General features: G+C 72.0%; 23 protein-coding genes, 1 tRNA gene and 1 pseudogene. 11 read left to right on the top strand and 14 right to left on the bottom strand.

All coding sequences use genetic code 11. The features are described from left to right. Nucleotides 1–30 precede the first annotated feature (30 nt). A complete protein-coding gene (locus tag ACZ7BZ_RS24480; RefSeq protein ID WP_470360151.1) occupies nt 31–732 on the bottom strand; it encodes a response regulator transcription factor in 702 nt (233 codons plus the stop codon). Then, nucleotides 729–1,958, bottom strand: coding sequence for a sensor histidine kinase (locus ACZ7BZ_RS24475; protein WP_470360150.1), 1,230 nt, complete (start codon nt 1,956–1,958; stop codon nt 729–731). The genes ACZ7BZ_RS24480 and ACZ7BZ_RS24475 overlap by 4 nt, the downstream gene beginning before the upstream one ends. 321 nt (nt 1,959–2,279) lie before the next feature. Here ACZ7BZ_RS24475 and ACZ7BZ_RS24470 point away from each other — a divergent pair, with 321 nt between their 5' ends. Continuing rightward, nucleotides 2,280–4,520 (top strand): MMPL family transporter, encoded by a 2,241-nt coding sequence (locus ACZ7BZ_RS24470; protein ID WP_470360149.1) that lies wholly within the window; start codon nt 2,280–2,282, stop codon nt 4,518–4,520. A 225-nt stretch (nt 4,521–4,745) separates the two neighbouring features. Here the strand turns inward: ACZ7BZ_RS24470 and ACZ7BZ_RS24465 are convergent, their stop codons facing one another. Further along, complete coding sequence (locus ACZ7BZ_RS24465; protein ID WP_031076542.1) at nt 4,746–4,937, bottom strand: hypothetical protein; 192 nt, start codon at nt 4,935–4,937, stop codon at nt 4,746–4,748. Nucleotides 4,938–4,985: 48 nt separating this feature from the next. Next, entirely contained in the window at nt 4,986–5,891 is a 906-nt protein-coding gene (mca, locus tag ACZ7BZ_RS24460) for a mycothiol conjugate amidase Mca (RefSeq protein WP_470360148.1), read from the bottom strand. A gap of 242 nt (nt 5,892–6,133) precedes the next feature. Between mca and ACZ7BZ_RS24455 the strand changes: the two genes are divergently transcribed. Both ACZ7BZ_RS24455 and greA read left to right on the top strand, forming a co-directional pair. Then, the gene (locus ACZ7BZ_RS24455) at nt 6,134–6,547 is read left to right on the top strand and encodes a DUF4307 domain-containing protein (RefSeq protein ID WP_380453786.1); all 414 of its coding nucleotides are present in this window, start codon (nt 6,134–6,136) and stop codon (nt 6,545–6,547) included. 308 nt (nt 6,548–6,855) lie between these two features. Continuing rightward, nucleotides 6,856–7,356 (top strand): transcription elongation factor GreA, encoded by a 501-nt coding sequence (gene greA, locus ACZ7BZ_RS24450; RefSeq protein WP_380453784.1) that lies wholly within the window; start codon nt 6,856–6,858, stop codon nt 7,354–7,356. 139 nt (nt 7,357–7,495) lie between these two features. Here greA and ACZ7BZ_RS24445 read toward each other — a convergent pair whose 3' ends face one another. The 3 genes from ACZ7BZ_RS24445 to ilvA all read right to left on the bottom strand — a co-directional run bounded on the left by ACZ7BZ_RS24445 (nt 7,496) and on the right by ilvA (nt 10,904). Continuing rightward, nucleotides 7,496–8,353, bottom strand: a complete 858-nt coding sequence (locus tag ACZ7BZ_RS24445) for an ABC transporter permease (protein WP_470360147.1) — start codon at nt 8,351–8,353, stop codon at nt 7,496–7,498. A 1-nt stretch (nt 8,354) separates the two neighbouring features. Then, the gene (locus ACZ7BZ_RS24440; RefSeq protein WP_470360146.1) at nt 8,355–9,467 is read right to left on the bottom strand and encodes an ATP-binding cassette domain-containing protein; all 1,113 of its coding nucleotides are present in this window, start codon (nt 9,465–9,467) and stop codon (nt 8,355–8,357) included. Nucleotides 9,468–9,692: 225 nt separating this feature from the next. Further along, complete coding sequence (gene ilvA, locus ACZ7BZ_RS24435; protein WP_470360145.1) at nt 9,693–10,904, bottom strand: threonine ammonia-lyase; 1,212 nt, start codon at nt 10,902–10,904, stop codon at nt 9,693–9,695. 122 nt (nt 10,905–11,026) lie between these two features. Between ilvA and ACZ7BZ_RS24430 the strand changes: the two genes are divergently transcribed. Then, nucleotides 11,027–11,509 (top strand): MarR family winged helix-turn-helix transcriptional regulator, encoded by a 483-nt coding sequence (locus ACZ7BZ_RS24430; protein ID WP_470360144.1) that lies wholly within the window; start codon nt 11,027–11,029, stop codon nt 11,507–11,509. 13 nt (nt 11,510–11,522) lie between these two features. Here ACZ7BZ_RS24430 and ACZ7BZ_RS24425 read toward each other — a convergent pair whose 3' ends face one another. Continuing rightward, complete coding sequence (locus ACZ7BZ_RS24425) at nt 11,523–12,677, bottom strand: cystathionine gamma-synthase (protein ID WP_380453773.1); 1,155 nt, start codon at nt 12,675–12,677, stop codon at nt 11,523–11,525. 117 nt (nt 12,678–12,794) lie between these two features. Here ACZ7BZ_RS24425 and msrA point away from each other — a divergent pair, with 117 nt between their 5' ends. The 3 genes from msrA (at nt 12,795) to ACZ7BZ_RS24410 (ending at nt 14,788) form a co-directional block, all read left to right on the top strand. Further along, nucleotides 12,795–13,460, top strand: a complete 666-nt coding sequence (gene msrA, locus ACZ7BZ_RS24420; protein ID WP_470360143.1) for a peptide-methionine (S)-S-oxide reductase MsrA — start codon at nt 12,795–12,797, stop codon at nt 13,458–13,460. Nucleotides 13,461–13,625: 165 nt separating this feature from the next. Next, complete coding sequence (locus tag ACZ7BZ_RS24415) at nt 13,626–14,204, top strand: SMI1/KNR4 family protein (protein ID WP_470360142.1); 579 nt, start codon at nt 13,626–13,628, stop codon at nt 14,202–14,204. Nucleotides 14,205–14,422: 218 nt separating this feature from the next. After that, nucleotides 14,423–14,788: a cupin domain-containing protein gene (locus ACZ7BZ_RS24410; protein WP_470360141.1), complete on the top strand. Its 366-nt coding sequence runs from the start codon at nt 14,423–14,425 to the stop codon at nt 14,786–14,788. A gap of 89 nt (nt 14,789–14,877) precedes the next feature. Here ACZ7BZ_RS24410 and ACZ7BZ_RS24405 read toward each other — a convergent pair whose 3' ends face one another. The 3 genes from ACZ7BZ_RS24405 to ACZ7BZ_RS24395 form a co-directional block, all read right to left on the bottom strand. Next, a complete protein-coding gene (locus tag ACZ7BZ_RS24405; RefSeq protein WP_470360140.1) occupies nt 14,878–16,161 on the bottom strand; it encodes a L,D-transpeptidase in 1,284 nt (427 codons plus the stop codon). 188 nt (nt 16,162–16,349) lie between these two features. Beyond that, nucleotides 16,350–16,682 carry a hypothetical protein gene (locus ACZ7BZ_RS24400; RefSeq protein WP_380453766.1) on the bottom strand — a complete coding sequence of 111 codons (333 nt, stop codon included), beginning with the start codon at nt 16,680–16,682 and terminating at the stop codon, nt 16,350–16,352. A gap of 542 nt (nt 16,683–17,224) precedes the next feature. After that, nucleotides 17,225–18,625, bottom strand: a complete 1,401-nt coding sequence (locus ACZ7BZ_RS24395) for a cystathionine beta-synthase (RefSeq protein WP_380453764.1) — start codon at nt 18,623–18,625, stop codon at nt 17,225–17,227. Between the two features lie 231 nt (nt 18,626–18,856). Here ACZ7BZ_RS24395 and ACZ7BZ_RS24390 point away from each other — a divergent pair, with 231 nt between their 5' ends. The 3 genes from ACZ7BZ_RS24390 to ACZ7BZ_RS24380 all read left to right on the top strand — a co-directional run bounded on the left by ACZ7BZ_RS24390 (nt 18,857) and on the right by ACZ7BZ_RS24380 (nt 22,453). Further along, entirely contained in the window at nt 18,857–19,936 is a 1,080-nt protein-coding gene (locus ACZ7BZ_RS24390; protein ID WP_470360139.1) for an SGNH/GDSL hydrolase family protein, read from the top strand. A 64-nt stretch (nt 19,937–20,000) separates the two neighbouring features. Beyond that, the gene (locus ACZ7BZ_RS24385; RefSeq protein WP_380453760.1) at nt 20,001–21,221 is read left to right on the top strand and encodes an acetyl-CoA C-acetyltransferase; all 1,221 of its coding nucleotides are present in this window, start codon (nt 20,001–20,003) and stop codon (nt 21,219–21,221) included. 290 nt (nt 21,222–21,511) lie between these two features. Then, complete coding sequence (locus tag ACZ7BZ_RS24380; RefSeq protein ID WP_470360138.1) at nt 21,512–22,453, top strand: hypothetical protein; 942 nt, start codon at nt 21,512–21,514, stop codon at nt 22,451–22,453. Nucleotides 22,454–22,586: 133 nt separating this feature from the next. Here the strand turns inward: ACZ7BZ_RS24380 and ACZ7BZ_RS24375 are convergent, their stop codons facing one another. From ACZ7BZ_RS24375 to ACZ7BZ_RS24365, 3 genes are all read right to left on the bottom strand, one after another. Beyond that, complete coding sequence (locus tag ACZ7BZ_RS24375; RefSeq protein ID WP_470360137.1) at nt 22,587–22,955, bottom strand: hypothetical protein; 369 nt, start codon at nt 22,953–22,955, stop codon at nt 22,587–22,589. A gap of 84 nt (nt 22,956–23,039) precedes the next feature. Continuing rightward, nucleotides 23,040–23,906: a Bax inhibitor-1/YccA family protein gene (locus ACZ7BZ_RS24370; protein ID WP_470360136.1), complete on the bottom strand. Its 867-nt coding sequence runs from the start codon at nt 23,904–23,906 to the stop codon at nt 23,040–23,042. 141 nt (nt 23,907–24,047) lie between these two features. Next, nucleotides 24,048–24,129: transfer RNA gene (locus ACZ7BZ_RS24365), tRNA-Leu, on the bottom strand. A 257-nt stretch (nt 24,130–24,386) separates the two neighbouring features. Here ACZ7BZ_RS24365 and ACZ7BZ_RS24360 point away from each other — a divergent pair. After that, nucleotides 24,387–24,533 (top strand): annotated as a pseudogene (locus ACZ7BZ_RS24360) (ABC transporter ATP-binding protein); the annotation flags it as partial.

Raw genomic sequence — 24,533 nt, 5'->3', positions numbered from 1 at the left:
GCGGGGCCGTCCGCGAAGTACTGCTGCGCTTCAGCCCGCCGGGTTCGTGCTCCGGGGCTCCACCAAGCCCGACTCGTAAGCCGCGATCACCGCCTGGGCACGGTCGCGCACACTCAGCTTGGCGAAGATGCTGGTGATGTAGTTCTTGACCGTGGAGACGCTGATGCCCATCGCCGACGCGATCTCGGCGTTGTCGCGGCCGGTGGCCATCAGGTGCCACACCTCGATCTCACGGGGCGTCATTTCACCGAGGTCGGACACCGTCGCCGGCGATGGCGACTGCGGCAGGCGGGGTGCGGTGACGTACGTGGAGATCAACCGGGTGAGCAGGCGCGGCGCCACCGCCGCCTCCCCGGTGTGCACGGTGCGCACGGCCGCCGAGAGCTCCTCCGGGGAGACGTCCTTGGGCAGGAACCCGGAGGCGCCGGCGCGCAGGGCAGCCACCACGTACTCGTCCATGTCGAAGGTGCTCAGCGCCAGGACCCGGCATTCGGGCAGTTCCCGCGCGATCCGCTCGGTCGCCTGGACCCCGTCGAGAACCGGCATCCGGATGTCCATCACCACGACGTGCGGCCGGTGCCGGTGCGCGAGGTCGACCGCTTGCTGCCCGTCGTGCGCCTCGGCCACCACCTCGAACGCCGGGTCCGGTGTCAGGATCAGGGCCAGGCCCCGCCGCACCAGCGGCTGGTCGTCCGCGATCAGCACCCTGATCCGCTCCGGGGTTCCCGTCATCCGAGCCGGTCCTCTCCGTCGTCCGGCGCCGCCGGCAGGCTGGCCATCACCCGGAAGCCACCACCGTCGACGCCGCCGGCCACCATGCTGCCGCCCTGCAGCGCGACCCGTTCGCGCATGCCGATCAGACCGTACCCGGTGCGGCCCGCCCCCGCTCCGGCCGCACCGTCCGCCCCCGTCAGGGCTCCCACCAGGGTGTCGGCCGGTGCGGCGGCCCCGTTGTCGCACACCTCGACGGTGACCTGGTCGGGGTGGTAGGTCAGCTGGACCCGCGCCTGGGCCCGGCCGGCATGCTTGCGAGTGTTGGTGAGGGACTCCTGGACGATCCGGAACACCGCCAGGCCGGTGCTCGGCGGCAGTGGACGCTCTTGCCCCAGGACGGTGAACTCCGTGGGCACACCGGCTCTGCGGGACTCCTCGACGAGCCCTTCGAGGTTCTCGACGCCGGGCTGCGGCGCGGCCGGCGCCCCGTCCGCCTCCTCCCGCGCGTCGCCGGCCCGGAGCACGTCGAGGAGCTGGCGCATCTCGCGCAGCGCCATCCGCCCGGAGCCCTCCAGCGTGACCAGGGCGTCGCGCACCACCTGGGTGTCACCCCCGAGGTTCGCTCTGGCGCCGCCGGCCATCAGCTGCATGGTGGTGATGTGGTGGGCCACGATGTCGTGCAACTCCCGTGCGATGCGGCGCCGTTCCTGCGCCACTGCGCGGTCGGCCAGCAGCCTGCGCCTGACCTCCACCTCGTGCTGCCAACGCTTCAGCACCTCGGCCGCGACGGTGACCAGCGCCGCGGCGAGCACGTTGACCGCCACTTCCCCAGCCGGAGGAGGCAGCGGATGCCCCTGCCCCAGGAGTGGCACGGCGGCCGCCAGCAGGGCGGCCGGCGCCGCCATCGCGATGCCGCGGGAGCGGGCCACGGCGAACAGCGCGACGCACAGCGTGCTGTTGAAGTGCTGCGGCACCGGCCCGCTCAGGTTCAGTGCCAGGCCGAGGACCAGCACACCCGCCAGTGACGCCAGCGGGTAGCGGCGCCTGGTGAGCAGCGGCATGGCCGCCAGTACGAGCAGGACCAGGGCGGTCAGGGCGATCGGCTGGCCTTCCTGCAGACCTCCGACCGTGTAGCCGAGGAGGTCCAGGGCCGCCGCCCCGACGGCCACCAGCGCGTCACTGGCCGTCCAGGGCAGGCCGTCGGCTCTCGGTGACGGCGGCTGGGGCCGGTGGTGCGTCGACATGCTGGTGCTGGTCCTTTCTGTGGCCTGCCGGCGCCGGCCTTCGCCGGTTCACCGCGGCCGCCGTCCCTGGGGCGTGTGCCGTTCCCGCGACGTCCCGCCCCCGGGGGGCCTCCACGGTCCATTCTCGCAGCGGTTCCCGACCCCGTGCAGGCACCACGGACCGATCCCCGACCAGGCCCCTGGTCCTGGTCAGGGCCGTGTACCGGGCTCAGGTCCTGATGATGTTCTCCTCCCGCGCACGGACGAGAACGCCGGGTACGCCGTGATGGTCTGGAGACGTGCCGGGATTCGCCGGCCTTCGCACCACAGCCGGAGGACATCGTGATCCGCGCCCTGACCGGATTCTCCACCAGGAATCCGTGGAAGGTGATCGCCGTCTGGGCGGTCCTGGGACTGCTCCTGACCATCCTGAGCCAGACCCTGATCTACCGAGTGACCCAGACGCAGACGGCCGACTTCCTGCCGAAGAGCTACGACTCGGCCGCCGCCACGGCGATCGCCCACGACCGCTTCGGGACGAAGCCCGACGCCAACCCGGTGACCATCCTGGTCGCGCGGACCGACGGCCGGGCCCTCACCCCCACCGACCGGGAGCAGATCGACGCCGGGGCGCAGCGGCTGAGCCGCCTCAAGGTCACCATGCCAAAGCCCAAGGACGCGGCGCCCCTCCAGCACGACTACTCGCAGATCCCCCAGGTCAGCCCGGCCATGACGGCACCTGACGGAACCTTCGAGCTGCTCTCCGCCAACCTCACCGGAAACCCCGCCGACCCGGGCCTGGAGAGCACCTTCCGAGCGTTCCGGGACAACACTCGGGCGGAGTTCGCCGCCCAGGGCCTGCGAACCGGCTTCACCGGCGCACTCGCCGACCAGGTCGACTCCACCGACGACGGGAAGACCCTCGCGACCATCGCCTCCGCCTGCGCCGTCGCGCTGATCGTGCTGCTCCACGTCCTCGTGTTCCGCAGCGTCCTGGCCGCCCTGCTGCCGCTGGTCTCGGTGGCCCTCATCGGCGGCGTGGCCAGCGGCGCGGTCGTCGGCACCGCGCTGCTCACCGGCATCAAGCTCGACCCCTCCGTACCGAGCCTCATCGGAGTGGTACTCCTGGGCATCGGCATCGACTACTTCCTGTTCATGATGTTCCGCTTCCGCGAGCAGTTGCGGGCCCGGCCCGATCGCCACCACCGCACCACTGCCGCCGAGGTCAGCCAGAAGGTCGGCACTGCGGTCACCTCGGCCGCGCTGACCATCGTCGCCGCCTTCGCCACCCTCGGGGTCGCCAGCTTCGGCCAGTTCCGGGTGCTCGGCCCGGCCGTCGCGGTCTCGGTCCTGGTCATGCTGCTGGCCAGCCTCACCCTGATGCCCGCCGTGCTCGCGGCCTGCGGACGCAAACTCTTCTGGCCCTCACGCGCCCTCAAGGCCGAACCCCGCGAGGGCGCTGCGGCCCGGTTCGGCGACCGGGTAGCCCGCCGACCGCTGACCATGGTCCTCGCCTCGCTCGCCCTCCTCGGTGCCCTGGCCGGCGGGCTGGCCGGGATCAAGATGGACTACGGCCTGGGCGGTGGCCCCCGCACCGCCTCCCAGCGCACCGCCCTCGAAATCGCCCACGCCCTGCCCGCCGGCGTGGCCGACCCGACAAGCGTCTACGTCGAAACCAAGAACGCCGGCCCCCTCTCACCTGCCGAACTGGACGGCCTGACCCAGCACCTCACCCGGGTCGCCGGCGTCGGCCAGGTGGCCAAGCCGGTCCCGAGCGAGGACCGGCAGGCCGCGCGGATCGACCTGTTCCTCACCGCGGACCCGCAGTCCCAGCAGGCCCGCGACCTGGTCTCCGGCCCGATCCGCGCAGCCGTCGCCCAGAGCACGCCCGCCGACCTGACCGCGCACGTCGGAGGCACCCCTGCCGTCTTCGCCGACGTCGCCACCGCCGTCGACCACGACCTCCGGCTGGTCTTCCCGGTCGCGGCGGTACTGATCGGCGTGATCCTGCTCCTGCTGCTGCGCAGCCTGCTCGCACCGGTGATCCTGATGCTCTCCGTCGGCCTCGGCTTCGCGGCCACCCTCGGCGCTGCCGCCCTGCTGTTCCAGCACGCCATGGACAAGCCGGGCGTCAACTTCACGCTGCCGCTGGTCCTGTTCCTGTTCGTGGTCGCGCTCGGCACCGACTACAACATCCTGATCAGCGACCGGATCCGGGAGGAGATGGAACACCCCGGGCCGCCCCGGGCCGCGGTCGCGCGCGCCCTGCGGCACACCGCCCCGGCCATCGCGACCGCCGGCCTCGTCCTGGCCGGCTCCTTCGCCAGCCTCGCGGTGACCCCGCAACCCTCCACCCAGCAGATCGGCTTCGCCACCGCGCTCGGCATCCTGCTCTCCGCGTTCCTGCTGTCCATCGTGCTGGTGCCCGCCCTGGCCGCGATCCTCGGCCGCAGCCTGTGGTGGCCCCTGCGCCCCGGACGCACGACCACCCGACCCACCGGCAGGCACCACACGGGCGCACCGCGATCGCCGCAGTCGCGGTCCCAGGGGCCCGCGCCGCAGCACCAGGACATCTACCCCTAGGAGGAGACTGACGAAGGTCTTGGTGTGGTCCGGGCTGCCGCCGTCAGGCGGTGGCCCGGATTTGTCAGATGGTGCCGCCGTGTTGGAGTCCGAGGTTGAGCGGGGTTCGCAGGATCGCATCCAGCCGCGCCCCGCACCCGTCAGCCCGCCCCGGGGCCCGGCCGAGCAGCACGGCCCGCCGGCCCGAAGCGCCCGCAGGCCCAGCAGCCCGCGGGCCCGCGGGGGTCACTCCTTGGGAGCCTCCGGCTCCTCCGTGAAGTCGACCTTCTTGAACTGCCGGTTCATCGACTTGGCCAGGAACCACGTCGCCACGCCGAGGGCGGCGAAGACGACGAAGCCGAGGAGACCGGGGGTGACCTTGGCGTCGTCGACGGCGAGGTCAGCGGCGAGGTGGACGAGGTTCACGGGGGCACTCATATCTCTATGGTGGCCCGGCTCACGCCGGGCCGGGCCGTCGGGGGTGGGTCAGTCGCGCGTGTCGGCGGCTTCGGCCGCCAGGGTGAGGGGGCGCAGTCCGGCGAACAGGTCGTCCTCCGGGAGGTCCACGTCGACCAGGGTACGGGCGAGTTCGTAGTCCTCGGTGGGCCAGACCTCGCGCTGGACGTCGAGCGGGACGCGGAACCACGGGCCGTCCGGGTCGATCTGGGTGGCGTGGGCGATCAGGGCGCGGTCGCGGGTCTCGAACCAGTCGTCGCAGCGCACCCGGGTGGTGATCTCGCGCTCCTTGCGGCCGCTCTTCTCCCAGCCGGCGATCCACTCGCCGTACGGGGAGTCCTGGCCGTGCTCGGTGAGGTACTGGTGCAGGGCGCGGATGCGGCCCATCGGGAAGCCGTGGTTGTAGTAGAGCTTGAGCGGCTGCCAGGGCTCGCCGGCCTCGGGGTAGGCGTCCGGGTCACCGGCGGCGTCGAAGGCCAGCATGGTGATCTTGTGGGTCATGATGTGGTCCGGGTGCGGGTAGCCGCCGTTCTCGTCGTAGGTCGTGATGACCTGCGGCTTGAACTCGCGGATCAGCCGGACCAGCGGCTCGGCCGCCTCTTTGACGTCCTCCAGGGCGAAGCAGCCCTCGGGCAGCGGGGGCAGCGGGTCGCCCTCCGGGAGGCCGGAGTCGACGAAGCCCAGCCAGGCCTGCTTGACGCCGAGGATCGCCCGCGCCTCGTCCATCTCCTTGCGGCGCACCTCGTGGATGTTCTCCTCGATGTACGGGTCCCCCTGGAGCTTGGGGTTGAGAACCGACCCGCGCTCGCCCCCCGTGCAGGTGGCCACCAGCACGTCCACACCCTGCTCGACGTACCTGGCCATGGTGGCCGCGCCCTTGCTGGACTCGTCGTCCGGGTGGGCGTGCACCGCCATCAGTCGCAACTGCTCAGTCAACGCCTTGCGTTCCTTCCACATCGTCGGGCGTTCCGCGAAGTCCGGTCTGCCCACCGTACGAACCGCTCACTTCGGGACCGCGTCGCCGCAAGGCCGGCCTGCGGTGCCGGTCTCCGGCGCGGCCGAGCCCCGCCCCCGCCGGACCGGCCGCGGGCGTGCCCCTCCTATAGTGACGGAATGGAGGACCGTCGCATTCCCCAGCACCGCCCGCACGGCTCCTCCCCAGGAGAGGACGGAGTCCGATGACTGCACAGAGCACCGCCCCGCGGCCGCCCGAGGGGCGCTACGGCCGCGGCGGCGACGGCGAGTCGGACCGCCGCCTGAAGGTGATCGGCGCGGTCTGCGGTGTGCTCGGCCTGGGTCTGATCGCCTGGCTGGGCGGCTCCTACCTGCTGCGCGAGTCGAAGATCAACGGTTCGGTGCCGACCTTCCAGGTGCTCTCCGACTCCGAGGTGCAGCTGCACCTGACCGTGCGCAAGAGCGACGGGACGGCCGGCACCTGTACGGTCCGCTCGCAGAGCGACGACCACGCGGTGGTCGGGGTGGCCGACTTCCCGGTCCCGGCGGCCGGGTCGAGCTACGAGGCCACCGTCACCCTGCGCACCACCGCCCGGGGGACCACCGCCGAACTGCTGGGCTGCACCCCGGCGAAGTGAGCCGGGGCAGGGCGGCACGGGCCGCCGAGCACCCGGAAAGGGCCCGCGGACGCATATTCGTTCAGCGGAACGGGCATCCGTAGGGAGTCCCGCACCCGGTTGCCGTACACCGTGGCGCAACGACACCGTCAATGCCGCGACAACGCCTCTCCCGCTTGTCGGCAGGACTTGTTAGGCTCGTGGTTTCGCCCCTTCCGCACCGGATGGTACGGGAGCGGGCGTTGCTTTGTAGTTGAGACCGATATCACCGTCGACCCTGCTGACGACGCACACCCTCAGCACCGCCCCAGCACCTACGAGGAGCACCCGTGACCCAGACCAGTGAGAACGTGACCTGGCTCACTCAGGCCGGCTATGACCAGCTCAAGGCCGAGCTGGATCACCTGACCGGGCCCTGGCGCATCGAGATCGCCCAGAAGATCGAGGCGGCGCGCGAGGAGGGCGACCTCAAGGAGAACGCCGGCTACCACGCGGCGAAGGAGGAGCAGGGCAAGTACGAGCTGCGCATCCGCCAGCTGACCCAGCTGCTGGAGCGCGCGAAGGTCGGCGAGGCCCCGGCCGACTCCGGCGTCGTGGCCCCGGGAATGATCGTCACGGTCGCGTTCGACGGCGACGAGGACGACCTGATGGAGTTCCTGCTCGCCTCCCGCGAGGTCGCCAACACCGATGACCTGGACGTCTACTCGCCGCAGTCGCCGCTTGGCCGGGCGATCGACGGCAAGAAGATCGGCGACGAGGCCACCTACGAGCTGCCGAACGGCAAGCCGGCCATGGTGAAGGTCGTCAAGGTCGTACCGCACGCCGGCTGATCCGGCCCCCGAGCACCGACACACCGCCGAGGGCGGCTGAGGAGTCCCCGGACTCCTCAGCCGCCCTCGGGCGTTCACGGCCGACCGCGACGGTTCACCCCACGGCCGAGCGGCACTCGCTCACCGGCAACCGGACGGTTCACCCCACTGCCGAGCGGTACTTGCGCACCGACAGCCAGGAGAACACCGCCGTGATCACCAGCGACCACAGCACCGACACCAGCGCCGCGTGCTGCATCGGCCAGGCGCTGTCCACCGGCCCGACCTGGTTGCCGAAGAGGTCCCGGCAGGCCTGCACCGTCGCGCTGAACGGGTTCCAGTACGCCACGCCCTGCAGCCAGCCCGGCATCGAACTGACCGGCACGAAGGCGTTGGACACGAAGGTCAGCGGGAACAGCCAGATCAGCCCGGCCGAAGTGGCCGCCTCGGGGCTGCGCACCGAGAGGCCGATCAGCGCGCCGATCCAGGAGAAGGCGTAGCCGAGCAGGAGCAGCAGCCCGAAGGCGCCGAGCGCCCTGAGCACCCCGTCGTGCACCCGCCAGCCGACCAGCAGCGCGACCAGCGCCAGCACCACCAGGGTGAACGCGGTCTGGCAGAGGTCCGCGAGGGTACGGCCGACCAGCACCGCGGAGCGGGCCATCGGCAGCGAGCGGAAGCGGTCCACCAGGCCCTTGGTCATGTCCTCCGCGATGCCGGCCGAGGCGCCGGCGACGGCGAAGGTGACGGTCTGGGCGAAGATGCCGGCCATCAGGAACTGGATGTACGTGTCGGAGCTGGAGTTCGTCCCGGGGATCTTGATCGCCCCGCCCATGACGTACGAGAACAGCAGCACGAACATGACCGGCTGCATGAGCCCGAACACCACGATTTCGGGAATCCTGGACATTCTGCGCAGATTGCGCTTGGCGACCACCCAGGAGTCGTGCAGGGTCGCGGACAAGCCCCGGCGGGGCGTCGGCATCGCCTCGCCTATGGCGTGCTCGGTGGCGGTGCTCATCTCAGCGCTCCGTTCCGGCCGTGACGGCCTGCTGCTGGTCGGGCCCCGGGCCCTCGCCGCCGTCGGCGCCGTCCGCGCCGCCTCCGCCCTTCCCCCGACCCCGGCCACCCCGACCACGGCCCTTGCCACCCGCCCCGCCGCCGCCCACCTCGGCCGACTCGGCCGACTCGGCCGACTCGGCGGCATGGCCGGTGAGGGTGAGGAAGACGTCGTCCAGGGTCGGGCGGCGCAGCCCGATGTCGTCGATCTCGATGCCCCGGCCGTCCAGTTCGCGGATCGCGTCGGCGAGCACCCGGGCGCCGCCGCTGACCGGCACGGTGATCCTCCGGGTGTTCTTCTCCACCGCCGGCTCGCCCAGGGCGTACCCGGAGAGGGCCTCGACGGCGTCCGTGACCAGCCCCGGGTCGTGCACCACGACCTCGATCCGCTCGCCGCCGATCTGCGCCTTGAGCCGGTCGGCGGTGCCGCGGGCGATCACCCGGCCGTGGTCGACCACCGCGATGTCGTGGGCGAGCCGGTCGGCCTCCTCCAGGTACTGGGTGGTGAGCAGCAGCGTGGTGCCCTGCTCGACCAGGGTCTCGATGACCTCCCAGAGCGCCAGCCGGTTGCGCGGGTCGAGGCCGGTGGTCGGCTCGTCCAGGAACATCACCGGCGGACGGACGACCAGCGCGGCGGCGAGGTCGAGGCGGCGGCGCATGCCGCCGGAGTAGGTCTTGGCGATGCGGTCCTTGGCCCCAGTGAGGTTGAACCACTCCAGCAGCTCCAGCGCGCGGGCCTTCGCGTCGCGGGTGCGCATCTGGTACAGCTCGCCGACCATGGTGAGGTTCTCGAAGCCGGTCAGGTACTCGTCGACCGCCGCGTACTGACCGGACAGTCCGATCAGGCTGCGGACCTGGTTCGGGTGCTTGAGGACGTCGACGCCGGACACCACCGCGCGGCCGGAGTCGGGGCGGAGCAGGGTGGTGAGGACGCGCACGGTGGTGGTCTTCCCGGCGCCGTTCGGGCCGAGCAGCCCGAGCACCGTGCCCTCGGGGACGTCCAGGCTGACGCCGTCCAGGGCCCGTACGTCGCCGAAGGTCTTCACCAGGTTCTCGGCTTGGATGGCTGGCGCCATGGCCTGCCTCATCTCCTCGGACGAATGTGAGCGATCTGTCCCACTTTGCCCGTCGAACGGGCGCGCGGGCGACTCGGTTCTCGGCCCCCGTTCTCGGCCACCGACACAGAACGCGATGTATCGCGAGTCTGGCAACTCGCGATACATCGCGTCAAGGGAATTGACGGAACCGCCGCCTGACGGAACCGGCGAACGCGCGCCCGGTCGGCGCCCACGCACCCCGCGTCAGTCGGCGACCACGTACCCCGCGTCCCGCAGCTCACCGACCACCAGCGCGCAGTGCTCCGGCCCCTTGGTCTCCAGGTGCAGGTCCACCTCGACCTCGGTCAGCCCGAGCCGCGGGTCGATCCGGACGTGCGCGACGTCCAGCACGTTGGCGTCCACCCCGGTCAGCACCCCCAGCAGGTCCGCCAGCGAGCCCGGCTTGTCCGCCAGCCGCACCCGCAGCGACAGGTAGCGCCCGGCCGCCGCCAGACCGTGCCGCAGCACCCGCTGCATCAGCTGCGGGTCGATGTTGCCGCCGGACAGCACGGCCACCACCGGGCCCTCGAAGGAGTCCGGCTGTTCCAGCAGGGCCGCGATCGGGGCCGCCCCGGCCGGCTCGACCACCAGCTTCAGCCGTTCCAGCCCGAGCAGCAGGGCCCGCGACAGGGCGTCCTCGGAGACCGTACGGACGCCGTCCGCCAGCGTGTTGACCACCTCGAACGGGATGTCCCCGGGCCGCCCGACCATGATCCCGTCGGCCATGGTCGCGTAGTGCTCCAGCGACACCGGCCGCCCGGCCGCCAGCGAGGGCGGGTACGCGGCCGCGCCCGCCGCCTGTACCCCGACCACCCGGACGTCCGGCCGCAGCGGCTTGACCGCCGCCGCGATCCCGGCCAGCAGCCCGCCGCCGCCCACCCCGACCAGGATGGTGCGCACCTCAGGGCACTGCTCCAGGATCTCCAGGCCGACGGTCGCCTGGCCGGTGACCACGTCCCAGTGGTCGAAGGGGTGGATGAACACCGCGCCGGTCGCCTCCGAGTACCGCTGCGCGGCCTGCAGCGCCTCGTCCACGGTGGCGCCGTGCAGCCGGACCTCGGCACCGTAGTCACGGGTCGCGGCGACCTTCGGCAGCGGCGCCGCGACCGGCATGAACACGGTCGAGCGCACCCCCAGCAGCGCGGCCGCCAGGGCCACCCCCTGGGCGTGGTTCCCGGCGCTGGCCGCCACCACCCCGCCGGCTCGCTGCACCGGCGAGAGCCCCGCGATCCGCACGTACGCCCCGCGCAGTTTGAAGGACCCGGTGCGCTGGAGGTTCTCGCACTTCAGGTGGACCGGCGCGCCGATCAACCCGGACAGGTGCCGGCTGCCCTCCATCGGGGTCACTCGGGCGACCCCGACGAGCATCTTCTGGGCGCCGCGGACGTCGTCGAGGGTGATCGGCCAGTTGTGCATGATCCCAGCCTAGGGGTGCCGACACCGGCAAGACGGGACGTCGGGCCTGTTCCCGGGCCCGCTCCGCCCGCGTACGCTGCTGCTTCTGAGCTTCTCTCACCGCATGACGATCGTGAGCCGCGATGACGACGCCCTCGCCCCAGGCCACCGACCGAGCCGAGCCCGTACACACCCAACTCCAGTACCAGCTGGCGGTGTTCGCCCGCCGGATGGAACAGGTCCGGTCCTCCGGCGGCGGCGTCGGCACCTTGGACCGGGCCGCCTACCTGCTGCTCGACCGCCTGGAGCGGCACGGACCGGCGAACGTCAAGGCGCTGGCCGAGGCGCTCGGCGTGGACTCCTCCACGGTGACCCGCCAGGTCGCCCCACTGGTCGCGGCCGGGCTGGTCGGCCGGGTGCAGGACCCGGCCGACCGTCGCGCCGTACGGCTCGCACTGACCGCCTGCGGCACCGGCCGGCTCGCCGAAGTCCGGGACGGCCGGGCCGAGTTGACCCGCCGCCTGACGGCCGACTGGCCACCCGAGGAACAGAGGGCGTTCTGCGCCCTGCTGGCCCGCTTCAACCACGCGATGGAGTCGTACACGGCGGACCAGCAGGGGCAGTGACGCGGTAACCCGCCTAGCCCAGCGCCTGCTTGAGGTCGGCCAGCAGGTCGTCGATCGACTCGATGCCGACCGAGACGCGCACCAGGTCGGCCGGCACCTCCAGCGGCGAACCGGCCGCCGAGGCGTGGGTCATCCGGCCCGGGTGCTCGATCAGCGACTCCACGCCGCCCAGCGACTCGCCCAGGGTGAACAGCTGCGCGCGGTTGCAGACCTCGACGGCCGCCTCCTCGCCGCCGGCGACCCGGAACGAGACCATGCCGCCGAAGGCCTTCATCTGCTTGGCGGCGATGTCGTGCCCGGGGTGCTCGGGCAGGCCCGGGTACAGCACCTGGCTGACCTTGGGGTGGCTCGCCAGCAGCTCGGCGACCTTCTCCGCGTTGGAGCTGTGCCGGTCCATCCGGACGCCCAGGGTCTTGATGCCGCGCAGCACCAGCCAGGCGTCGAACGGCCCGGAGACGGCGCCCATCGCGTTCTGGTGGTACGCGACCTCCTCGCCGAGGCCCGCCTCGGCCAGCACCAGGGCGCCGCCGACGACGTCGGAGTGGCCGCCCATGTACTTGGTGGTGGAGTGCACGACCGCGTCCGCGCCGAGCGCGATCGGCTGCTGCAGGTACGGGCTGGCGAAGGTGTTGTCGACCACCAGCAGCGCGCCGGCGCCGTGCGCGACCTCGGCGAGGCCGGCCAGGTCGGTGATGCCCAGCAGCGGGTTGGACGGGGTCTCCACCCACACCGCGCGGGTGTTGGGGCGCAGCGCGGCGCGGACGTCGTCCAGCTTCTGGGTGTTGGCGACGGAGAACTCGACGCCCCAGCGGGTCAGCACCTTGGCGAACAGCCGGAAGGTGCCGCCGTAGGCGTCGTTGGGGATCACGATGTGGTCGCCCGGCTTGAGGATGGTGCGCAGCAGGGTGTCCTCGGCCGCGAGGCCGGAGGCGAAGGCCAGGCCGCGGGCGCCGCCCTCGAGCGCGGCGAGGCACTCCTCCAGCGCGGTTCGGGTCGGGTTGGCGCTGCGGCTGTACTCGTAGCCGCCCCGCAGGCCGCCCACCCCGTCCTGCTTGTAGGTGGACACCTGGTAGATCGGCGTGACGACGGCCCCGGTCTGGGGGTCTGCTTCCTGACCCGCGTGGATGGCGAGGGTCTCGAAGCCGTGGGGAAGCTGGTGCTCGGTCATGGCTCCGAGCCTAACGGCCGGACGGCCGGGCGCCCGCCGGAATGCCCGGACCGGAATCCGCGGGCCGTCCGGTGCGTTCACCACGGGGCAACCCTTCCTACCCCGCTGGAGCAGGCCGTGCTGTTCGACCGCCACAAGTCCTCGCTCGTCCCCGCCGACCAGGCGCTGCCCGGCCGCCCGGCCGCGGGCTTCACCCTCACCGAGCCGCACACCGTGCTCGGCCACCCGCTCACCGGCCCGTACCCGGAGGGGCTGGAGGTGGCCGACTTCGGGCTGGGCTGCTTCTGGGGCGCCGAGCGCACGTTCTGGCGGCTGCCCGGCGTCTGGACGACGCTGGTCGGCTACCAGGGCGGCCACACGCCCAACCCGACGTACGAGGAGGTGTGCAGCGGGCTGACCGGGCACACCGAGGCGGTCCGGGTGGTCTTCGACCCGGCGGTGATCTCCTACGAGCGGCTGCTGAAGGCCTTCTGGGAGGCCCACGACCCGACCCAGGGCAACCGTCAGGGCAATGACGTGGGCACCCAGTACCGCTCCGCGCTGTACACCCACTCCCCTGCTCAGGCCGCCGCCGCGACCGCCACCCGGGACGCCTTCCAGCCCGCGCTGACCGCGCTCGGCCACGGCCCGATCACCACCGAGATCGCCCCGGCCGGCCCGTTCTACCCGGCCGAGCCGTACCACCAGCAGTACCTGTCGGACGCCAAGAACCCCAACGGCTACTGCGGTCTCGGCGGCACCGGCGCCTCCTGCCCGATCGGCATCGCCAAGACCGACGACTGAGTCCGAAGCACCCCTGCGGCGAGGTGCCGGCTGCCCTGGCCGGCTGCCGGCACCTCGCCTACACGGTCCTGCTCCGGGATGCAGATCGGTGACACTCCTGCGACCGTCTTCCGGGCTCTGCGCCTTCGTCGCCGTCCTGTCGGAGTGGAATGCAATGATCCGCCAGTGATCGACCCGCCGCACAACTACATCGACCCCGCGATCGACCCCGTGGCCTCGTCGTGGCGCCGCATCGACTCATGGCTCGCGCAGCACGCACCCGCCAGCTTTGAGTCCCTCCGGTCCCCGGCCGAGCAGCACGACATCGCACGGACCGAGTCGGCCCTGGGCTTTCCGCTCCCACCCGACCTCCGCGAGTCCCTCCTCTGCCACAACGGAGACGACTGGCCGGGCGCCCTTCCCTGTGGGCCTCTCTACTCAGCCGAGGAGATCGTCGAGGCCCGAGCGCTGCGCATGAGCATCTGGGAGCCAGACGATCCGGACCTGGCCCCCTGGTGGGCCGAGCTGTGGATCCCATTCGCGGGCGGCGACGGAGACGACCATTTCATCGAGGCGGGCCCCGGCATGTGGCACAACCACGTCGGCTACGCGAGCCACACCGAATACGGCCGCTACTCCGGCTGGCCGACGCTCGGCGCCTTCCTCCAAGGCGTGGCCGACGCCTTGGAGCACATGGAGAACCGGCACTACGGCGGCACGGTCTCCCGTCCCATGCTGAACGAGGACGGCGAGGTGTACTGGTAGAGACACCGAGGGGTGACCTAGCACTGCCCGCCGGACGGCACCGGCGCCTCCTGCCCGATCGGAGTGGCCCGCACCGAGGGCTGACCACCCGGGAGCGGGTCCGGGGCGCGGCCACCCAACGTGACCGTGCCCCGATCCGGGCGCAGACTGGAGACACCGGTAGGGCGGCCCGGCCACCCCCCGGTGGCCGGGCCGCCCTCGTGGAGAGGAGTCGTGCCATGTCCGGTCTCGTCCGCAAGAACTTCGACGATCCCGAGGAAGTCCGCCCCTTCGAGGAGGGCACGGGGGAACTGCGCCTGGTCAACCTGGACGCCGGACCGGTCGGCCGGGCGGTGTTCCAGCCGGGGTGGCAGTGGTCCAAGCACATCAAGCCGATCGCCAAGACCGACAGCTGCGAGGCCGCCCACACGGGGTACGTGGTCTCGGGCCGGATGAAGATCGTCATGGACGACGGCGAGCAGGCCGAGTTCGGCCCCGGCGACTTCATGATCTGCCCGCCCGGGCACGACGCCTGGATCCTCGGCGACGAACCGTGCGTGATCGTGGACTGGCAGGGCTTCGCGGACTACGCGCGACGCGGCTAGGGCGCCGAACGTCAGGGCCGGCGCCGGACCCGACCCCTCGGGCGGACCGCGAAGTCCGGTCCGCCCGAGGTGTCTTCCGCAGGGGTGGGTCAGACGGCGCTGCCGGCCTTCCAGTCGGCCCAGCTGAGGTTCCAGCCGTTCAGGCCGTTGTCCGGGGCGACGGTCTTGTCGCCGGAGTTCACGACCTCGACCACGTCGCCGACGATCGAGGACTTGTAGAACTTGTAGCCGTCCGTGCTGCTGTCCTGGGCGCCCTTGGCGTCCTGCAGCCCGACGCAGCCGTGGCTGGTGTTCTGCCCGCCGAAGATCGACGACGACGACCAGTAGTTGCCGTGGATGAAGGTGCCGGAGGTGGTGAGGCGCTGGGCGTGCGGCACGTCGGCGATGTCGTACTCGCTGCCCAGGTTGACGGTCTGCGAGTTCATCCGGGTCTGGGTGAACTGCTCGGAGATGACCATCTTGCCGCCCCAGGTGGTGTGTTCGGGGGAGCCGCCGGAGATCTTGTAGACGGCGCTGACGGCGCCGTCCGTGGTCACGGTGAGCTTCTTGGTGGCGAGGTCGGCGACGCTGGTCTGGGCCCGGCCGATGGTGAAGCTGACGTCCTTGGACTGGGTGCCGTAGACGCCCTTGGCGCCCTCGACGTCCTTGAGCCGCAGCTTGAGGGTGACCTTGGTGCCCTTGGCCCAGTACTCCTGCGGCCGGAAGTCGAGGCGGGTGCTGGAGAACCAGTGGCCGACGATCTCGACGCCCGGCTCGGCTATCACGGTGATCGCCGACTGGACGGCCTTCTTGTCGGTGACCGGCTTGCTGAAGTTGATCGAGACCGGCATGCCGACGCCGACCACCGAACCGTCCTCGGGGGTGAAGTAGCCCACGAAGGTGTTGGCCGGGGTCGCCGTGGTGAAGGTGGCGTTGGCGTCCGCCTCCAGCTTGTCCTTGTCGACGCCGCTGGCGGTGACGGAGTACTTGGTCCCGCTGGCCGGGGCCGCGGCCGAGGTCCAGCCGGTGTTGTCGGCGGAGAGCTGGCCGGCCAGCTCCTTGCCGGTGGAGTCGGTGACCTTGACGCTGGTCAGGGTGCCGTTGCTGACGGTCACCTTGACCGGCTCGCTGAAGCTGGCGCCGGTGGCGCCGTCCGCGGGGCTCACGGTGATCACCGCGGCCGAGGTCTTCGGGGCGCTGCTGCCGCCGGACCCGGAGCCGCCGTTGCCACCGCCCGAACCGGAGCCGCCGTTGCCGCCGCTGCCGCCGTTGCCACCGCTGTTGTCGTTGCAGGCGGCGAGCAGCAGTACGGGAGCCCCGATCAGGCCCGCGAGCACTCCGCGTCGGCTCCAGCTGCTTCCGGCCACCCGCCCCTGACCGTCCCGTGCCGTCACGTCGCGTCTCCCTGCTGATCATCCCGGGCGATTACGGATACAGAAACGCAATCCGGCCGCTCACGGTTCCATCACCGAAGGGTAAGCGATCGTATGAGATGACCCAACGTGCCGCCGTGCACGGACAAAACACCCGGCCCGCCGAAGGCGGACCGGGTGTTCACGGGTGGTGACGGCACGAACGGCCGTTATTCGGCGGACTCCTCCACGGAGTACTCGTCCCACTCGTCGCTCTCGGGGTCGAACTCGGTCTGCGCCGACTCCCAGGTCGCCGAAGCGAGTTCCACGCCCGGGACGTCGCCGAGCAGCGCGACGGGGTCGATGAAGTGGGCGAGCGAACCCGACGGGTCCACCTCGATGGCGTCGACGGACTGGGCGCGCTCGTCGTCGTCGAGGTACTCGTCCCCGGCGACCTGCTGCAGGGCCGCGGCCTTGAGCGCGCCCTCGTCGGTGATCTCCGCGATGAGCTCGATCTTGAGCTTGACGTAGCGCGGGGCGTCGGTCGTTTCAGTGCTGGTCATGTCAGCGAGCGTACGGGAACGAGGGCCCCCCGGTGCGCGCGGGAACGGCGGGCGGCGCACCGGAACGGCAGGGGCGCCCGGGCGCACGGGGAGGGCCGGTCCCTCGGAACAGGACCGGCCCCACCGCTCTCCGGCTCGGCTCCCCCACCCGGGAGCCGCGGAGCCGCGCCGTACGGCGCGGTGTTCGCCCGCGGGAGCCACCACACCCTGTCGACCGGCCGCAGCCGGACAGGGGCGGGACGACGGCGCCTCCCGCGGAGGCCCCTCCCTCCGTTACCCGGTCGGGGAGGGCGGACACGGCAGCCGGGTCAGGGCCGTCCGACGTGTCCGGAGCCGACCGCGCCCGCCGGGGAGCCGCTCCCGGTGGTCCGCTGCCGCCTCGCTCGGCGTCTTGCCGTCGACCACTACGATGCCGGGGCGTTGTTAACCACGTGCTGCGGACAGATGACGCTGGTGTACCACTTCGCCCGTGGACGAGTCCTCCGGATCCGGCCACGGGCGAACGGTGGTGAGCCGGCGTCAGCGCCGCCGGCGAACGGGCGTCAGTGCGCGGCGCGACCGGTCAGGAAGCCCAGCAGGTCCTGGCGGGTGACGATGCCCTGCGGCTTGCCCTCCACCAGCACGACCGCCGCGTCGGCCTTCTCCAGCACGGTCATCAGGTTGGTGACGGTCTCGCCCGAGCCGACCACCGGCAGCGGCTTGGACATCACCTTGTCCAGCGTGTCGGTCAGCTCGATCTCCTTGGCGAAGATGCCCTCCAGCAGCAGCTTCTCCACCACGGAGCCGATCACCTCGCCGGCCATGATGTCGGGGTGCCCGGCACCCGGGGAGACCACCGGCATCTGCGAGACGCCGTACTCGCGCAGCACCCGGACCGCCTCGGCGACCGTCTCGTTGGGGTGCATGTGGACGAACTGCGGGACGCCGCCCTGCTCGATGCTCTCCTTGCGGCCCAGCACCTCACTGATGTGGGCCTCGTCGGTGGCCGAGGGCAGGAAGCCGTAGTCGGCCATCCAGTCGTCGTTGAAGATCTTCGACAGGTAGCCGCGGCCGCCGTCCGGCAGCAGCACCACGACGACGTCGTCCGGGCCGAGCTTCTTGGCCACCTCCAGCGCGGCCACCACGGCCATCCCGCAGGAGCCGCCGACCAGCAGGCCCTCCTCCTTGGCCAGGCGGCGGGTCATCTGGAACGAGTCCTTGTCGGAGACCGCGACGATCTCGTCCGCGACGCTGCGGTCGTAGGCGGTCGGCCAGAAGTCCTCACCGACGCCCTCGACCAGGTACGGACGGCCGGTGCCGCCCGAGTAGACCGAGCCCTCGGGGTCGGCGCCGACGACCTTGACCTTCCCGCCGGACACCTCCTTCAGGTAGTTGCCGGTGCCGGAGATGGTGCCGCCGGTGCCGACGCCCGCCACGAAGTGGGTGATCTTCCCGTCGGTCTGCTCCCACAGCTCCGGACCGGTGGAGTGGTAGTGCGACGCCGGGTTGTCCGGGTTGGAGTACTGGTCCGGCTTCCACGCGTTCGGGGTCTCGCGGACCAGGCGGTCGGAGACGTTGTAGTAGGAGTCCGGGTGCTCCGGGGCGACGGCGGTCGGGCAGACGACCACCTCGGCGCCGTACGCGCGCAGGGTGTTGATCTTGTCGGTGGACACCTTGTCGGGACAGACGAAGATGCACTTGTAGCCCTTCTGCTGGGCCACGATCGCCAGGCCGACCCCGGTGTTGCCGGAGGTCGGCTCCACGATCGTGCCGCCCGGCTTGAGGGCGCCCGAGGCCTCGGCGGCCTCGATCATGCGCATCGCGATGCGGTCCTTCACCGAACCGCCGGGGTTGAAGTACTCGACCTTCGCCAGCACTGTCGCGGTGATGCCCTCGGTGACCTTGTTCAGCTTGACCAGCGGCGTGTTGCCGACCAGGTCGATGATCGAGTTGTGGTACCGCACGGGGGTCCTCCCGGTCTATGGGCATGCGAGTGCATTCGGTACCGCAAGCCTAGGGCGTGACACCCGGCCCAGCCTTCCCTTCCCGCACTCCCCGCCCCTCCGCCGCGCTCCACCAATGGCCCACCGCCACCGGCACCCCCGGTACTCCCGCCCTCCGCGCGGGTAAGAGCGCTGTGCAGACAAGGCCGCGGTCCGGGAAGGGGCGGCACCAGGACGCGAAGGGGGCACCGGATGCCAGGCGGACAGGACTCGCGGGCCCGGGTGGCCCGCCGGATCGCCACCGCGGCGGCTTACGGCGGCGGCGGGCTCGGCCTGCTCGGCGTGGGCCTGGTCGGCGTGCTGCTGACCGAGAGCAAGCTCGCCATCCAGGCCATCGGCGTCCTGGAGACGCTCCCGCCCAAGGCCGACGGCGTCTACGGCGAGGCCTTCGCCGACCGCTGCGCGCCCCCGCGGGCGCCGCTCGTACTGGCCGTCCTCGGCGACTCCACCGGCGCCGGCCTCGGAGTGGCCCGCGCCCGCGAGACCCCGGGCGCGCTGCTGGCGGCCGGCCTGGCCTCGGTGGCCGAGCGCCCGGTGCGGCTGGTCAACGTGGCCCGCTCCGGCGGCCGCTCCGCCGACCTCTCCGGCCAGCTGGAGCAGGCCCTGCGGCAGCGCCCGGACATCGCCGTGATCATGGTCGGGGCCAATGACGTGACCCGGCACAGCCCCGCCCAGCTCGCCGTCCGCCAGCTCGGCGAGGCCGTCGCGGCCCTGCGCGCCAACGGCTGCGAGGTGGTGGTGGGCACCTGCCCCGACCTCGGGACGATCAAGCCGGTGCGCCCGCCGCTGCGCTGGGTGGCCCGGCGGCTGAGCCGCCAGCTGGCCGCCGCCCAGACCATCGCGGTGGTGGAGGCGGGCGGGCGCACGGTCTCGCTGGGCTCGCTGCTGGGCCCGGAGTTCGCCGCCCGTCCGGAGATGTTCGCCGCCGACCGCTACCACCCCTCCGCCCAGGGCTACGCCACCGCCGCGATGGCCGTGCTGCCCTCGGTCTGCGCCGCGCTGGGCCTGTGGCCGGAGGACGAGCGCCCGGGCACCGCCCGCCCCGGCGGGACGACGGTGCCGGGCGAGACGGTGCTGCCGGTCGCGGTGGCCGCCGCGGCGGCGGCCGGACGCGCGGGCACCGAGGTGGCAGCCGTGGCCGCGGAGGACCCGGGCCGGCGCTGGGCGCTGCTGCGCCACCGGCTCCGGGTCGGCCCGGAGGCGCCCCGGCAGCCCGGGGCGGGCCCGGGGAATACGTCGGCCAGCTCACACGCTGGTGCCGGTGACGCTTGAGCTACCAAGCGGTAGCTTTCCTCCCGGACCGCCAGTCCGCCGTTCACTCAGCGAGGAGCCCGCAATGCCCGAAGCCGTCATCGTCAGCGCCACCCGTTCGCCGATCGGCCGGGCGTTCAAGGGCTCGCTCAAGGACGTCCGCCCGGACGACCTGACCGCCCACATCATCCAGGCCGCCCTGGCCAAGGTCCCACAGCTCGACCCCCGCCAGATCGACGACCTGATGCTCGGCTGCGGTCTGCCGGGCGGCGAGCAGGGCCACAACCTGGCCCGCATCGTGGCCGTGCAGATGGGCATGGACTACCTGCCCGGCGCGACTATCACCCGCTACTGCTCCTCCTCGCTGCAGACCACGCGGATGGCACTGCACGCGATCAAGGCCGGCGAGGGCGACGTCTTCATCTCGGCCGGTGTCGAGACCGTCTCGCGCAGCATCAAGGGCACCTCGGACGGCATGCCGGGCACCATGAACCCGATCTTCGACGAGGCCCAGGCCCGCACCGCCAAGCGCGCCGAGGAGGGCGGCGGAGAGTGGCACGACCCGCGCGAGGACGGCCTGCTGCCGGACGCCTACATCGCGATGGGCCAGACCGCCGAGAACCTGGCCGCGCTCAAGGGCATCACCCGCGCCGAGCAGGACGAGTTCGGCGTCCGCTCGCAGAACCTCGCCGAGGCCGCCATCAAGGCCGGCTTCTGGGAGCGCGAGATCACCCCGGTCACGCTGCCGGACGGCACCGTGGTGAGCACCGACGACGGCCCGCGCGCCGGCGTGACCCTGGAGGGCGTGTCCGGCCTGAAGCCGGTCTTCCGCCCGGACGGCACCGTCACCGCCGGCAACTGCTGCCCGCTGAACGACGGCGCCGCCGCGCTGGTCATCATGTCCGACACCAAGGCCCGCGAGCTGGGCATCACCCCGCTCGCCCGGGTGGTCTCCACCGGCGTCAGCGCCCTCTCCCCCGAGATCATGGGCTACGGCCCGGTCGAGGCTTCCAAGCAGGCGCTCCGGCGGGCCGGCCTGACCATCGACGACATCGATCTGGTCGAGATCAACGAGGCCTTCGCGGCCCAGGTCATCCCGTCCTACCGCGACCTCGGCATCGACCTGGACAAGCTGAACGTCAACGGCGGCGGCATCGCCGTCGGCCACCCCTTCGGCATGACCGGCGCCCGGATCACCACCACGCTGATCAACTCCCTGCAGTGGCACGACAAGCAGTTCGGCCTGGAGACCATGTGCGTCGGCGGCGGCCAGGGCATGGCGATGGTCATCGAGCGCCTCAGCTGACCATCCCCCGCAACTCCGAAGGGTCTGGACCACCCATTTGGAGTGACGCAGCGTAATTGAGGGCCGGATCACACCGAGAGGTCGATCCGGCCCTCTTCTTCGTCATTTCCGGCCCGGAAATCGACACTGCGGAGCGGATCAACTCCACTGCGTAGAACGGCGTTACCTAACAATTTGGGGACAAGCGCGAAAGTCCCGGACGAATTAGACATTCGCCACTGCGGCAACAGCCCCCCATGGGGCAGTGTGGACACGTAACCCCGTTCCGCTCCTCGCTAGGAGTACGTTCCGTGAGCGCCGTCTACACCATCCTGCTGCTGATCCTGATCACCGTGTCGACCGCCGTGCTGCTCCGTCTCCGGGGCATCTCCCGGCGGCTCGACGCACAGGCCTCGACCCAGGCCGGGCCCGCTCCGGTGGACGAGGCCGCGATACGCCGGGCCGTCGCCGAGGCGCTCGCCGCCGACCGCGAGCGGGAGATCACCGAGGCCCGGGCCTTCTGGGCCGAGCAGGAGGCCCGCGCGGCCGAGGACGCGCCGCTGTTCGACTCCCCGTTCGCCGGGGTGTTCACCGGCAGCGACGAGTGGCCGGTGTTCTTCCCCCGCCCCACCGGACCGCAGGACGCCGCCGACAACGCCGGGACGATGGACCCGGAGTTCGGCGAGGCGCTGCGCTCCGCGCTGGAGGACCTGATCACCGAGGGCGGCCCCGGCCCGGTGGATCCCGGCACCGACGGCGGCGCCCCGCTGCGCCCCGGCCACCCGGTAGGCGAGGCCACCGGCGACGCCCGGGCCCGCCGCGAGGCCGACCTACTGGCCACCGGCCTGGAGGCCGGGCTGCTGGACGCCGAGTCGGCCGTGGAGGAGGCCCCGGTCGCCGCGCCCGACCCGCGCCGCCACCCCTCGCACCCCGACTTCGTGCCGAGCCAGGCCCCGTCCCGCGAGTGGACCGACACCCGGCTCGCCGCCCTCGCCGAGGAGGCCGTCTCCCTGGTCGACGTCCGCCCGGGCCCGCTGGGCACCCTGGACGTGTACGCCTTCGCCGACGGCACCACGCTCTGCGTGGCCCCGGGCGACCGGGAGGCCGCCTACCGGCTGATCGACGCGGTCCGTGCCGGTGAGCACGTCCGACTGCTCGGCGGCTCGCGCTTCTCCGGCTCCTACTCGCTGACCTTCTCCACCGACGAGGAGGCCGTCTACGTGCTCGCCGACCGGGTGGTCGCCAGCATCTGACGCCGTCTCGCCCACCCGGCGGGACCGGAGGCCGGCCGGATCGAGGGGGTTACCGATCCGAGCCGGCCTCCGGCACGTCCGGCCCCGGACGGCCCCGGACGGCTCCGGACTGCCCGGACGGCCCCGGACTGCCTCAGGCGCAGCGCCCGGCCGTTTCCCGCACCGCGGCCACCGCCCCGGCCAGCACCTCGCCCACCGCCACCGGGCCGTCCGGCAGGGCCACTTCGGCCCTCTCGGGCAGCGCCGCGAGCGCGGCCGCCAGATCGTGCCCGGCGACGGCCAGCTGGTCCCCCGCCGCGAAGGCCCCGGCGTCCGGGAAGTCCCGCTCCGGCCCGCCCTCCGCCGCCAGGGCCAGCGCGGCCAGCCGCCGGGCCAGCACCAGCACGGCCGCCGCCCGCGAGGCGTGCCCGGGCACCGGGCCCAGCAGCTTGCTCTGCGGCAGCGAGCGGAAACGATCCGCCAGTTCGTCGACGGCTTCGACCAGGGGCTGTACGTCATGCATGCCAGGAGCCTAACCAAACGCCGCCGGGCCCCGGAGCGAAGTGCTCCGGGGCCCGGCGGCAGTGGAAGGCGACGGCGGGGTCCGTCAGTCGTCGCCGCGCAGGATCGCGATCAGCCGGAGCATCTCCATGTAGATCCAGACCAGCGACAGGGTGAGCCCGAAGGCCGCCCGCCAGGACTCGCGCTGCGGGGCGCCCTGGGCGATGGCCTCCTCGATCGCCGCGAAGTCCAGCGACAGGAAGAAGGCGCCCAGGCCGATGCCGACCAGGCCGACCAGGATGCCCAGCGGGCCGGAGCGCAGGCCCAGCTCGGCGCCGAAGGCCATCGCGACCAGGTTGACCAGCATCAGCAGCACGAAGCCCATGGCGATCGCCAGGCCGATCCGCTGGTAGCGCGCGGTGACCCGGATCCGGCCGCTCTTGTAGGCGAACAGCATCGCCGCGAAGACCGCCGCCGTGCCCAGCACCGCCTGGATCACGATGCCGTTCAGGACGGTGTTCAGCGCGTGCGACCAGGCGCCCATCGCGAAGCCCTGGAGGGCCGCGTAGGTCAGGATCAGCGCCGGGCTGGCGTCGCGCTTGAACGAGGCCACCAGGCCGACCACCATGGCCACCAGGCTGGCGGCGATGGCGAAGCCGTAGTTCTCGAACGGCAGCGCGAACCAGGCCACCGCACCGGCGGCGACCAGGGTGAGCAGCGTCATGGCGGTGCGGGCGACCACGTCGTCGAGCGTCATCCGCCCGGTGGCCGCCGGGCCGGCCGACGGCCCGTTGTACATCTCGTAGAGCTGCTCGTCCGTCAGCGGGCCCTGCCCCTGGGGCTGGGCGTACTGCGTCCCCGCGTAGGGGTTGCCGTACGGGTTCCCGGCCTGGCCGGTGCCACCGAACCCCGCGTAGCCGGGCTCGCGGGAGAAGGAACCCTCCCGCGAGAAGACCGGGTTGCTGCTTCTCATTGCTCATTCCCTCCGTGGCGGCACTGCACCGCCCGTGTACCAGGGTAATGGCTTGGCAAAAATTCCGGGATACGCCGCGAGGAGGATCCGGTGGACGGCTCCCGGCGGGGACGCCGGTGGCGCCCCCGCGGGTCGTTGCGGTGCCCGGAGCCGGACTCGAACCGGCACGGCCTCGCGGCCAAGCAGTTTTAAGCTGCCCGTGTCTGCGTTCCACCATCCGGGCGTCCTGCGAACCACCCCTGAGAGTAGTCGCCCGGATCACTCTTTCGCATGTTCCCAGCCCGGGAAGTTGTCATGTTTCCTTGCCATCTGACGAACAGTTCGGGATTCGGCCACGAAGCACGGTGATTCCGGCCACCGAGTCGCCCTCAGGGTTCCCGTCATACCGCAGGAGGAGGGTGCCGTCCCTCCCGTACGCCCAGCGGTGGTCGGGCCAACCGTTCGGCGGAGCGACGCAGAACCATGATCACGCAGCCGAGCATGGAGGTACGAATCCGCGGACCAGCAAGGAGCACCCCCGTGACCACGTCGACCGCAACCGCCGTCCGTACCGGCCTGGCGGCCGCCCGCGCCACCGGCCTCAACAAGGTCTACGGGGAGGGGGAGACCCGGGTCGTCGCCCTGGAC

The organism is Kitasatospora sp. NPDC036934 (genome assembly GCF_055608425.1).
The sequence above is the reverse complement of the archived record's forward strand: the minus strand, read 5'-3'. Positions and strand labels throughout refer to the sequence as shown.

Excerpts from the sequence above, each read along its gene's own strand:
- ACZ7BZ_RS24480 (WP_470360151.1), bottom strand. The coding sequence starts at position 732 with ATGACGGGAACCCCGGAGCGGATCAGGGTGCTGATCGCGGACGACCAG.
- ACZ7BZ_RS24475 (WP_470360150.1), bottom strand. The coding sequence starts at position 1,958 with ATGTCGACGCACCACCGGCCCCAGCCGCCGTCACCGAGAGCCGACGGC.
- ACZ7BZ_RS24465 (WP_031076542.1), bottom strand. The coding sequence starts at position 4,937 with ATGAGTGCCCCCGTGAACCTCGTCCACCTCGCCGCTGACCTCGCCGTC.
- ACZ7BZ_RS24455 (WP_380453786.1), top strand. The coding sequence starts at position 6,134 with ATGACTGCACAGAGCACCGCCCCGCGGCCGCCCGAGGGGCGCTACGGC.
- ACZ7BZ_RS24445 (WP_470360147.1), bottom strand. The coding sequence starts at position 8,353 with ATGAGCACCGCCACCGAGCACGCCATAGGCGAGGCGATGCCGACGCCC.
- ACZ7BZ_RS24440 (WP_470360146.1), bottom strand. The coding sequence starts at position 9,467 with ATGGCGCCAGCCATCCAAGCCGAGAACCTGGTGAAGACCTTCGGCGAC.
- ilvA (WP_470360145.1), bottom strand. The coding sequence starts at position 10,904 with ATGCACAACTGGCCGATCACCCTCGACGACGTCCGCGGCGCCCAGAAG.
- ACZ7BZ_RS24430 (WP_470360144.1), top strand. The coding sequence starts at position 11,027 with ATGACGACGCCCTCGCCCCAGGCCACCGACCGAGCCGAGCCCGTACAC.
- ACZ7BZ_RS24425 (WP_380453773.1), bottom strand. The coding sequence starts at position 12,677 with ATGACCGAGCACCAGCTTCCCCACGGCTTCGAGACCCTCGCCATCCAC.
- ACZ7BZ_RS24410 (WP_470360141.1), top strand. The coding sequence starts at position 14,423 with ATGTCCGGTCTCGTCCGCAAGAACTTCGACGATCCCGAGGAAGTCCGC.
- ACZ7BZ_RS24400 (WP_380453766.1), bottom strand. The coding sequence starts at position 16,682 with ATGACCAGCACTGAAACGACCGACGCCCCGCGCTACGTCAAGCTCAAG.
- ACZ7BZ_RS24390 (WP_470360139.1), top strand. The coding sequence starts at position 18,857 with ATGCCAGGCGGACAGGACTCGCGGGCCCGGGTGGCCCGCCGGATCGCC.
- ACZ7BZ_RS24385 (WP_380453760.1), top strand. The coding sequence starts at position 20,001 with ATGCCCGAAGCCGTCATCGTCAGCGCCACCCGTTCGCCGATCGGCCGG.
- ACZ7BZ_RS24375 (WP_470360137.1), bottom strand. The coding sequence starts at position 22,955 with ATGCATGACGTACAGCCCCTGGTCGAAGCCGTCGACGAACTGGCGGAT.
- ACZ7BZ_RS24370 (WP_470360136.1), bottom strand. The coding sequence starts at position 23,906 with ATGAGAAGCAGCAACCCGGTCTTCTCGCGGGAGGGTTCCTTCTCCCGC.